Origin of the sequence: Stenotrophomonas sepilia, assembly GCF_003244875.1 — a bacterium.
In the GTDB taxonomy this organism is placed as follows: Bacteria; Pseudomonadota; Gammaproteobacteria; order Xanthomonadales; family Xanthomonadaceae; genus Stenotrophomonas; species Stenotrophomonas sepilia.
This window is the reverse complement of the sequence record NZ_LXXZ01000095.1, coordinates 1-9,412: the sequence shown is the minus strand read 5'-3', so window position 1 is coordinate 9,412 and position 9,412 is coordinate 1. Positions and strand designations below refer to the sequence as shown.

Sequence of the window (9,412 nt, the reverse complement as noted above, 5' to 3'; positions counted from 1 at the left end):
CAGCCGCCAGCGGCTGGGCCGGGCCCCGGAGGGGGACTTGCAGCGTCCCCCTCAATCGGCCCCCCCCCCGCCATCCCACGGATAGCACGCTTTTGCCGTTGCCGTTGCCGTTGCTCCAAGCAGGTGCAGGGCGCAGCCCTGCCCAACACCCCTTACCTCAACTGGCTGTCCTTGCTGCCGCGCCGGTTGTAACCGGCATGCGCCTGCGCTTCTTCGTCATGCGCCTGCTGGCACGCCACGCACAGGCGAACTCCCGGCACAGCACGACGTCGCGCCAACGGAATCGGCGCGTCACATTCCTCACAGTGTTCAAGGCCCGGGCCCTGCCGCAGCTGGCCTCGCGCGCGGGCGATCGCATCGTCGACGGTGGCGTCGATCTGGTCCTGGACCGCGCCATCTCCCGCCCAACCAGTGGCCATGGCCTTCCTCCGCAGGTGTGTCGCCTGATATGGGGACGATACACCCGCGCACAAAGGAGCAGGCCTGTGTTGCGCCGAGCCGTGCCCGGTGCGCCTTCAGCAAGCTGAGCAGAACGCCAACGGATCCAATCAGGTCGATCGCGACTTAATCCCCTCCGTCCCCTTTTTTGCTTACCAGATCAGGTCGTCCGGCACCTGGAACTGGGCGTAGTAGGCGTCGTCCTCGGCGTTGCCGGTGGAGATCTCGGCGGTCGAGCCCGGCTGGCCGTGGTCGACGATGATCGCCTCCGGAGCCCGCTCGCGCACTTTCTCGGCGGCGGCGCGCGGCAGCAGGGCGTAACCCTCGCCATTGGCGACGATGACCAGCACGCCCACCGACAGCGCCTTGCGCAGCTTGGGGTCGATCAGCAGGGTGCGGATCGCCGCGCCATCGCTGAAGCGATACTCGTCATCGCCCTTGTGGGGCACGGCATGGGCCGCGATGATCTGCTTCGCCTGCGCCTTCTGTTCCGCCTGCCTGGCCTGGGCATTGCGCTCGGCGGCCAGCGCACGGTCGCGCTCGACCTTCTCGGCACGGGCACGTTCAGCCTCACGCTGGACCTCGGCCGAGGCCGATTCGGCCTTGCCCTGGCGGGCCTTGGCCTGCTCCCGCGCGGCGGCGCTGGCCTGCGATTTCTTGGCCAGACCGGCCTTGAGCAATTGTTCCTGCAGCGCGTTGGGCTTTGCCATGGTCGGTACGTACCGCGTGTAATCTTGGATGCTTCCATTCTACCGACGCCCCGCCGCCCCTGCATGGCAGTCCTGAAGTACCTCACCGGCTACCCCGAACCCCTGGTCGCCCAGGTCAGCGAACTGCTGGCGCAGGGCAAGCTCGGCCCCTGGCTGCAGCAGCGCTATCCCGACCCGCACGAGGTCCGCAGCGACCGCCAGCTGTACGACTACACCCAGGCGCTGAAGGACCGTTACCTGCGCAAGTCGGTGCCGCTCAACAAGGTCTGCTACGACAACACCCTGGAAGTGATCAAGCACGCGCTGGGTACGCATACCGCCATTTCCCGCGTGCACGGCAGCCGCCTCAAGGCCAGCCGCGAGATCCGCATCGCTACCGTATTCCGCCAGGCACCCGCGGCGTTCCTGCGCATGATCGTGGTGCATGAGCTGGCCCACCTGAAGGAAGCCGACCACAACAAGGCCTTCTACCAGCTGTGCCAGCACATGGAACCGGATTACCTGCAGCTGGAGTTCGATACCCGTCTGTACCTGACCGAGCTGGCCAACCGCAGCCAGCGCTGACCGGCCGCAGCAGCTACACTGCGCGCCCCCTGCCCGACCTGCCCGCCATGGAACCGATCCGTCTCGACAAACGCCTGTCCGCCCTGCTCGGCATCCCCCGCGGCGAAGCGCGGCGCTATATCGAAGGCGGCTGGGTAACGGTCGACGGCGAAGTGGTGGAACAACCACAGCGCCCGGTTGATGAAGCCGCGCAGATCGTGGTCGCCGAGCAGGCCAGCGATGAAAAGGCCGAGCGGGTCAGCATGCTGCTGCACAAGCCAGCCGGCGTTGCTGCTGAGACCCTGTGTGCCCTGGTCAGCAGTGACAGCCGCAGCGAACTTGATGCCAGCGACATCCGTCCGTTGCAGCGCCATTTCCACGGTCTGCAACTGGCCGCTGCCCTTCCGGCCAGCGACAGCGGCCTGGTGGTGGTCAGCCAGGACCCGGCCACGCTGGCCCATCTACAGCGCAATCTGGGCCGCACCGAACAGGAATACCTGATCGAAGTGGCCGAAGGCGGCCCCGAGCGAGGACCGTGGCTGCTGGCGCGGCTGCAGCAGGAATCCGGCGGCGCCAAGGTCAGCTGGCAAAGCGAGCAGCGCCTGCGCTTTGCCGGCAAGGGGCTGACCGCCAAGGGGCTGCGCGTGGCGGTGACTGCCGCCGGGCTGCAGGTGCTGGCCGTGCGCCGACTGCGCATCGGCCGCGTGGCATTGGGGCCGCTGCCGCCGGCGCAGTGGCGTTACCTGGGCAGCGACGAGCGGTTCTGAGGCCTGCGGGTCAGGGCCCTTTCCTGCGGAAACGGGTCCGCCCCCATCCTGACGCCCCGGGGTCGGATCCGTTGCCGAAGGCAAGCGCGCTGACGCCCTATCGATCCTGCAGGCATTCCTTCACGCAGGGCGTGGATCTACCATCGAGGTATGAGCCTGCCCATGCCCCTGTGGCGACGCCTGTTGCGCGTCGCTGCAATCATCCTCGCCGCGCTGTTGCTGCTGGTCCTGTCCGGGCTGCTGCTGGCCGACCATCTCACGCCACAGGCACAGGGCGCGCCCTCGCATGTACTGCCATTGCAGCCGGCGCAGACCCGCATCGACCAGCAGATCGTGCCGCTGCAGGACGCGCATCCCGGGCAATCAGGCGTAGCGTTCCTCGGTGATGGCATGGATGCCTTCGCCGCGCGCGCGATGATCACCGCGCACGCTGGCCGCAGCCTGGACCTGCAGTACTACATCTGGCACGACGACCTGATCGGCCACCTGATGGCCAAGGCGCTGCATGACGCCGCCGAGCGCGGTGTGCGCGTGCGCATCCTGCTCGATGACATGAATGCCAAGGACAAGGACGCGCTGATGATGGCGCTGGACCGGCACCCCAACATTGAAATCCGCCTCTACAACCCGTTCCGCAACCGGACCGGCATCCTGCGCATGGTGGAGATGGTGCAACGCTTCTTCAGCGTGAACCACCGCATGCACAACAAGAGCTGGATCGCCGATGGCCGCGTCGCGATCGTCGGCGGCCGCAACATCGGCGAGGAGTACTTCAGCGCGCGCACCGATGTGAACTTCCAGGATCTGGACCTGCTGGTCGCCGGCCCTGCCGTGGAGCAGGCCAACCGGATCTTCGACGACTACTGGAACAGCGAGGCCGCCATTCCGGTATCCGCGCTTGCCTTCCATACCGATTCGCAGCTGCGCCTGCTGGTGCGCGAATCGGATCATGAGGCGCAGCGGGACGTGGCCCGGCCCTACCTTGCGCGCGTGGCCGAATCGCGCCAGCGGCAACGCCCGAGTCCCGAGCCATTGCACTGGAGCAGTGCAGTGCGCATCGTCTCGGACCCGCCGATGAAGCATCGCAGGGATGATCGCGCTGCCTGGCTGGTGTCGACCCTGATCAGCGAGCTGCAGGCCGCCCGGCACAAAACGTTGTTGATTTCGCCCTACTTCGTGCCAGGCGACGAAGGCCTGGATGGCTTTTCGGCCATGGCCGGGCGGGGCGTGCAGGTCGGCGTGGTGACCAACTCACTGGCTGCCAACGACGTCGCCGCCGTGCACGGCGGCTACATGAGCTACCGCGTGCCGTTGCTCGAAGCGGGCGTCCACCTGTACGAACTGAAGGCGCAGGGGCAGTCCGGCGATGCCGGCATGTTCGGCAGCAGCGGCGCGAGCCTGCACACCAAGGCGTTCGTGGTCGACGACCGCCGCGGCTTCGTCGGCTCGTTCAACCTCGACCCGCGCTCGGCCTACCTCAACACCGAAATGGGCGTACTGTTCGACGACCCGGTGCTGGGGGCGCGGCTGCGCGATGAGTACCTGCGCCTGGCAGACCCCAGGCATAGCTGGTGGCTGGCGCTGGACGACCGTGGCCGGTTGCGCTGGCTGGAGCGCGAGCCGCCACCGCACTGGGTCGAGGCCGAGCCAGGGGCAACGGCGCGCAAACGCTGGTTGTCGCGGGCCATCAGCTGGCTGCCTGTCGAATCGCAGCTGTAGCACTCAGGCGGCCGGGCCGGCCTGGTCCTGTCCGGCCTCATCCAGCGTTTCCACGCTGCGCCCATGCAGGCGCCGCCAGATCCAGCGCAATGCATGCGGCGGCGCTGAAGGCAGTTGCTCCAGCAGCGCCAGCATGCGGCTCTGGCTGGCATGCCCATGGCGGCACAACAGGCTGGCCGCTGCGGCGGCGCTGGCCAGGCGCAGGCTGTCGGCCAGCGCCCCTTCTGCATCCACCGCCAGGGCCTGGTGAACCGGTTCAGGCAGCTCCCATGCGGCGGCGACCCGCTGCGCCAACGGTAACGACCACTGCTGCAGCAGCTGCAGGGCCAACGCCGGCTCCACGGCCTCGCCGCGGGCCTGCGCTTCCTGCAGCAGCTGGCGCATTACCAGTGACGCGCCCAGTCCCTGCACCAGGCCCAGCCACTGCGCAGCGAAGGCATCACCGAAGGTGACCGTACGTGCGTGATCGGCGGCCGCGCGCGAGGCCAGCAGCGCGTGCTCCCAGATGATCGCGCTGAACTGCGGGAACACTTCGCACTGCACCTGCATCACCGGCTGCACCAGTACCGCGCTGATGATCTGCCGCACGCCTTCGGTACCCACCAGTGTCACCGCCCGCTGCAGGCTTTCGACCGGGCGCTCATGCACCTTGTAGGCCGGGCTGTTGGCGATGCGCAGCAGGTTGCCGGTCAGTACCGGGTCCTGGCCGATGATCGCGGCCATCACCCGCGCTGAGGCGGCATCGTCGTTGACGGTCTGGATCAGCTGCGGCAGCAGTTGCGGCCGGCGGGGCAGCTGCCTGGCCGCCCAGTTGCGGTCCTGCAGCGCGCGCGCCACCGCCTCGCCCAGCCCTGCGGCCTGCACCGGCGTGGATTCACCGGCCAGACGCGGGTACAGGGCCAGGGCATGCAGGCCACGTTGCAGATGTGCAGCGATCTCGGCCGGGGGCAGCGCCTCGCCCTGCAGGCTCGCCGCTGCGGCGGCCACCGCCTGGCGGGACGCAGCAACCAGCCGCGACGGTGCCGCCCCGGTCGAACGCGCCAGCCAGGCGCGCAGCGATCGCCACCAGGCCGCTGTCATCGCCGCCTGCCCTGTCGTTGTGGTGCCCTTGCCGTCACTGACCGCCTGCCTCTTCACGCGAATCCGGCCACCCGCCGTCGTCGCAGCATCGGCCGCATTTTCATCTTCTTTAACTGCAAGGCATGCGATGTCGACGGCACCGGCCGGGGGAATGGACTAGAATGGCGCCGCGCGACCCGTCCCCCAGCCATGACGACGTCGCTTTTTTTGTTTTGGGACCCTACCGTTCACTGGCCGTTCGCTGCAGTTCGCCGCTGTTCGCGCCATCGGAGACGCCATGCTATTCGAAACCCTCGCCACCACCGGCCACGAACAAGTGGTGTTCTGCCACAACCACGATGCCGGCCTGCAGGCGATCATCGCCATCCACAACACCACCCTGGGCCCGGCCCTGGGCGGCGTGCGCATGCGTCCGTATGCCAGCACCGACGAGGCGCTGGCCGACGTGCTGCGGCTGAGCCGGACGATGACCTACAAGAATGCGCTGGCCGGCCTCAACGTCGGTGGTGGCAAGGCGGTGATCATCGGCGACCCGAAGGTGGACAAGACTGAAGTACTGTTCCGCGCCTTCGGCCGTTATGTCGACTCGCTGGGAGGGCGCTACATCACCGCCGAGGACGTCGGTACCGACGTCAACGACATGGAGAACATCTACCTGGAGAGCCAGTTCGTGACCGGCGTGCACCAGGTCCATGGCGGCTCCGGCGATCCGGCCCCGTTCACCGCCTACGGTGCGCTGCAGGCGCTGATGGCGGCGATGCGCTTCAAGTTCGGCCATGAGGAAGTGGGCAAGACCAGCATCGCAGTGCAAGGCCTGGGCCACATCGGCATGGAGCTGGTCAAGCTGCTGCGCGACCGCGGCGCCAAACTGTATGTCACCGACCTGGACAGCGCGCTGATTGATCGCGCGGTCAGCGATTTCGGCGCCGAAGCGGTCAAGCCGGACGAGATCCACGAAGTGAACGCCGATGTGTTCGCACCGTGCGCGCTGGAAGGCGCGATCAACGCCGACACCCTGCCGCGGATCAAGGCGAAGATCATCTGCGGTACCGCCAACAACCAGCTGGCGAGCCTGGAAATCGGCGACGAACTGCATGCGCGCGGCATCCTGTATGCACCTGACTACGCGGTCAACGCGGGCGGCGTGATGAACGTGTCGCTGGAGATCGATGGCTACAACCGCGAACGCGCGATGCGCCTGATCCGCAGCATCTACCACAACCTCACCCGCATCTTCGAACTGTCGCAACGCGAGAACATCGCGCCGCAGCGGGCAGCCGACCGCATCGCCGAAAGCCGTATCCTGTCGATCGGCAAGCTGAAGATGCCGCTGGGCCGCAGCACCCCGCGCCTGGGCAACCTGCGCGGCGGCTGAGCCTGCCGATGTCGCGCCGGGCCTTTCGACCCGGCGCGACCGCCCGTTCAGAAGCCGGTGCTGTAGCGCAACGCCGCCTGGCGCGCGCCTTCGCCGCCGACGCGCTGGTCGAAGCCCAGGCTCAGGCGGCCGTTGCGGCCCCACCACGACTCCAGCGCCACGCCGAACAACGCACTGCCGCGCGGGGCGTTCCAGCCCGCCAGTGGCGCCCATGCATCAACGCCGACGAAACTGGCCTGCCAGTCCGCATCGGCACCATCGAGCCGCTGCTGCCATTCGGCATGCCCGCGCAGGGTCCAGCGCCCCCAGCCACGTTCGCCGCGGATACCGGCCAGCATCTGGCTGCGCTGTACGCGGTTGGCATCGCCACGCAGGCCGAAGCCGAACCCGCCCAGTTCGTTGAAGGCATCGGTATCCACGCGCGTCGTGCTTGCGCCCAGATACGGTGTCAACGACGCACCCGCGTTGCCGAAGCGATAGCCGCCTTCGACACTGGCACTGCTGAAACGTCCGCCGTAACGTGCAGAGACACCGTAGGCGCCGGCGCCCAGCAGCAACTGGCGATCCAGCGCCCGGGTGAACTGGCCGCTGCCGACCTGCGCCAGCGCATAGCCCCGGCCCAGGTTCCAGCCGGCGTACAGCTGCGCCTGCGCCTGGCGATCACGCCCACGATCACCGCCGAAGCCGCTGCCACCATTGCTGCGGGTTTCGCCAAAGGCCACGCCCATCAGCCCATTGCTGCCCAGCGGCAGGTCCTGGCCGGCCATCCAACCGCGGCTGTCGGCGGCATTGCCGGCGAAACTGCCCTGCCCGGCTTCGCCGAGCGCGCTCTGCCAGGCCCCGCGCAGGCGCGGCGCCGCCTGCACGCGATCAAAGCGCTCGGCGATCGCGCGGCGTGACATGTCGATGCTGTCGAAGGTGGCCGACTCGGCCCGCGCATGCGCCTGTCCGGACAGGCTCTGCAAACTGGCCTCGAGGCCTTTGCTGCCACCGCCAGTCCACTGCAGCGCACCGGCGGCCGTACCGAAGGCCGAGCCCTGCAGCGTCGTATCGCCATCAAGCGCGCTGAACGCACTGTCCACGCGTTGCGCAGCCGACTGCGCCGAGGCCGTGAGGCCGGTCGCTGCCGCCGTGACGCTGACCTGGGTCAGGTTCAACCAAGCGTTGTTGCTGTCATAGCCATAGCTGCTCTGCAGCAGCGACAGGCCCTGCAGGCCGCTGGAGGTGGCCGGGCTGCTGAAGGTGCCGCTGAGGCCGCCGGCGGCGTGGATCAGGTCCTGGCGGCTGCCGTTCTGCGGCACATAGCCGGAGACGAAGCCGTGTACGCGCACGCCCCCGTTGATCGTGGCGTTGCCGGTGACCTGCAGCGCATTGGCACCGAGCGCGATCATCAGCTGCGCGCCGGCCTGCTGGGTGTAGTTGCCCTCGATGGTGCCGGTGGTGCTATCGGTGGTCAGCAACACGCTGCTGCCGTTGACCACATTGCCGATCACGCGCGGCGTACCGCCATTGAACTGCAGGCCGGTCGAATCCGGATCGGGCTGCGCCAGGATCGTCACGTTGGAGCGGATCACGCTGCCGTTCTGCAGTGACAGGATGCCGCGCTCGATGCGGGTGGCACCGCTGTAGCTGTTGTTGCCCCCCAGCACCAGGGTTCCCCCGCCCTGCTTGACCAGGCCACCGCTGCCGACGATGTCATTGCTCCACAGCGAGCCACTCGATGGCGCATCGACATTGGCCACCACGTCGCCCCAGTCGAAGCGCCCCGGCCCCTTGATCGCCCGCGAGATGTCGAGCAGGCCGTAGCCGAACACCGCATCCACGCCGGGCGCACCGATGTCCTTGGCGGTGCCCAGCAGGGTCTGCCGCACCAGGTTGTTGTCGAAGTACGGGTAGCGCTGCCAGACCAGGGCGGCGGCGCCGGAAATCAGCGGGGCGGCGAAGGACGTGCCGTAGTTCCAGTAATAGCTGCCGCCGTTGGCATCGGGATAGACCGCGCTGCCCGGCGCCGCCAGGCAGTAGCGCGCGGCCTGGCCGCAGGCATTGGCGTAGCTGGCCAGCGTGCCCGGTGCATACGGATCCACCGCAGTGGCCACCAGCCAGCCGCGCTCCAGATCGGCCGCTGGCAGCGAGCCGGCAACGCCCAGCTGGCTGGGCAGCGCGGCCAGGCTGCTCGGCTCGGGGCGCGCATCGTTGCCGGCCGCGAACAACACCAGGCCGCCATGATTGATGACGAACGGCCGGTACTCGGCCGCCACCTGCGCGGTGGTCGGCAGGTCGGTCCAGTACAGGCCGCCCCACGAATTGTTCATCACCTTCACGTTGTAGCTGATCAGGTCCTGGTGGACCTGCGCCACGCCCAGTGGGCCGCTGAAGGAATTGCCCTTGCCGCTGCCGTCATCGACGGGCGGCTTGTCGGCGATGATCCGCGCCGAAACGATCTGTGCGCCAGGGGCGATGCCGCCCGGCCAGGACCCCACCGGAGCACCCGCGGCCAGGCTGGCCACCGCCGTGCCGTGGCCCACCACGTCGTCCACCTGCAGGTTGTTGCGGGCGGGGTCGATGTAGTTGAGGTTGGCGACCACGCGCCCGTTCAGCGCCACTGCGTTGCGCTGCACGCCCGAATCGACGATGCCGATGCGCACCCCCTGCCCGGTCAGGCCAGCGGCCTGTGCGGCACGCGCATTGGTCACGGACAGGTGCGCGTCGAAGGCCGGCTCCTGCGGCTTGGCCGGAGGCGGGGTGGTCGGCGGGGGCGTGGTCGCCAACCTCAACTACAT

General features: G+C 68.3%; 8 protein-coding genes. 4 read left to right on the top strand and 4 right to left on the bottom strand.

Going from position 1 to position 9,412, the window contains the following annotated elements:
• Positions 1-152: 152 nt before the first annotated feature.
• Positions 153-419, bottom strand: coding sequence for a DksA/TraR family C4-type zinc finger protein (locus tag A7X97_RS19395; protein ID WP_072169104.1), 267 nt, complete (start codon positions 417-419; stop codon positions 153-155).
• Positions 420-590: 171 nt separating this feature from the next.
• The gene (locus A7X97_RS19390) at positions 591-1,148 is read right to left on the bottom strand and encodes a DUF2058 domain-containing protein (protein ID WP_005418186.1); all 558 of its coding nucleotides are present in this window, start codon (positions 1,146-1,148) and stop codon (positions 591-593) included.
• Positions 1,149-1,211: 63 nt separating this feature from the next.
• Here A7X97_RS19390 and A7X97_RS19385 point away from each other — a divergent pair, with 63 nt between their 5' ends.
• The 3 genes from A7X97_RS19385 to A7X97_RS19375 all read left to right on the top strand — a co-directional run bounded on the left by A7X97_RS19385 (position 1,212) and on the right by A7X97_RS19375 (position 4,177).
• Positions 1,212-1,712, top strand: a complete 501-nt coding sequence (locus A7X97_RS19385) for a M48 metallopeptidase family protein (protein ID WP_053499398.1) — start codon at positions 1,212-1,214, stop codon at positions 1,710-1,712.
• A 47-nt stretch (positions 1,713-1,759) separates the two neighbouring features.
• Entirely contained in the window at positions 1,760-2,458 is a 699-nt protein-coding gene (locus tag A7X97_RS19380) for an RNA pseudouridine synthase (protein WP_088496799.1), read from the top strand.
• A gap of 162 nt (positions 2,459-2,620) precedes the next feature.
• On the top strand, positions 2,621-4,177 hold the full coding sequence (locus tag A7X97_RS19375) for a phospholipase D family protein (RefSeq protein ID WP_245885071.1): 1,557 nt from the start codon (positions 2,621-2,623) through the stop codon (positions 4,175-4,177).
• Positions 4,178-4,180: 3 nt separating this feature from the next.
• On the opposite strand, the gene A7X97_RS19370 is transcribed toward A7X97_RS19375, so the two are convergent.
• A complete protein-coding gene (locus tag A7X97_RS19370; RefSeq protein WP_072169100.1) occupies positions 4,181-5,257 on the bottom strand; it encodes an HDOD domain-containing protein in 1,077 nt (358 codons plus the stop codon).
• Positions 5,258-5,534: 277 nt separating this feature from the next.
• Here A7X97_RS19370 and A7X97_RS19365 point away from each other — a divergent pair, with 277 nt between their 5' ends.
• A complete protein-coding gene (locus tag A7X97_RS19365) occupies positions 5,535-6,632 on the top strand; it encodes a Glu/Leu/Phe/Val dehydrogenase dimerization domain-containing protein (RefSeq protein ID WP_088496797.1) in 1,098 nt (365 codons plus the stop codon).
• A 47-nt stretch (positions 6,633-6,679) separates the two neighbouring features.
• Here the strand turns inward: A7X97_RS19365 and A7X97_RS19360 are convergent, their stop codons facing one another.
• A complete protein-coding gene (locus tag A7X97_RS19360; RefSeq protein WP_245885069.1) occupies positions 6,680-9,400 on the bottom strand; it encodes an autotransporter serine protease in 2,721 nt (906 codons plus the stop codon).
• Positions 9,401-9,412: the final 12 nt, after the last annotated feature.

What these genes read in the sequence shown, in the direction of transcription:
- A7X97_RS19370 (WP_072169100.1), bottom strand. Translation starts at nt 5,257, where the DNA reads ATGACAGCGGCCTGGTGGCGATCGCTGCGCGCCTGGCTGGCGCGTTCG.
- A7X97_RS19395 (WP_072169104.1), bottom strand. Translation starts at nt 419, where the DNA reads ATGGCCACTGGTTGGGCGGGAGATGGCGCGGTCCAGGACCAGATCGAC.
- A7X97_RS19385 (WP_053499398.1), top strand. Translation starts at nt 1,212, where the DNA reads ATGGCAGTCCTGAAGTACCTCACCGGCTACCCCGAACCCCTGGTCGCC.
- A7X97_RS19375 (WP_245885071.1), top strand. Translation starts at nt 2,621, where the DNA reads ATGCCCCTGTGGCGACGCCTGTTGCGCGTCGCTGCAATCATCCTCGCC.
- A7X97_RS19390 (WP_005418186.1), bottom strand. Translation starts at nt 1,148, where the DNA reads ATGGCAAAGCCCAACGCGCTGCAGGAACAATTGCTCAAGGCCGGTCTG.
- A7X97_RS19380 (WP_088496799.1), top strand. Translation starts at nt 1,760, where the DNA reads ATGGAACCGATCCGTCTCGACAAACGCCTGTCCGCCCTGCTCGGCATC.
- A7X97_RS19365 (WP_088496797.1), top strand. Translation starts at nt 5,535, where the DNA reads ATGCTATTCGAAACCCTCGCCACCACCGGCCACGAACAAGTGGTGTTC.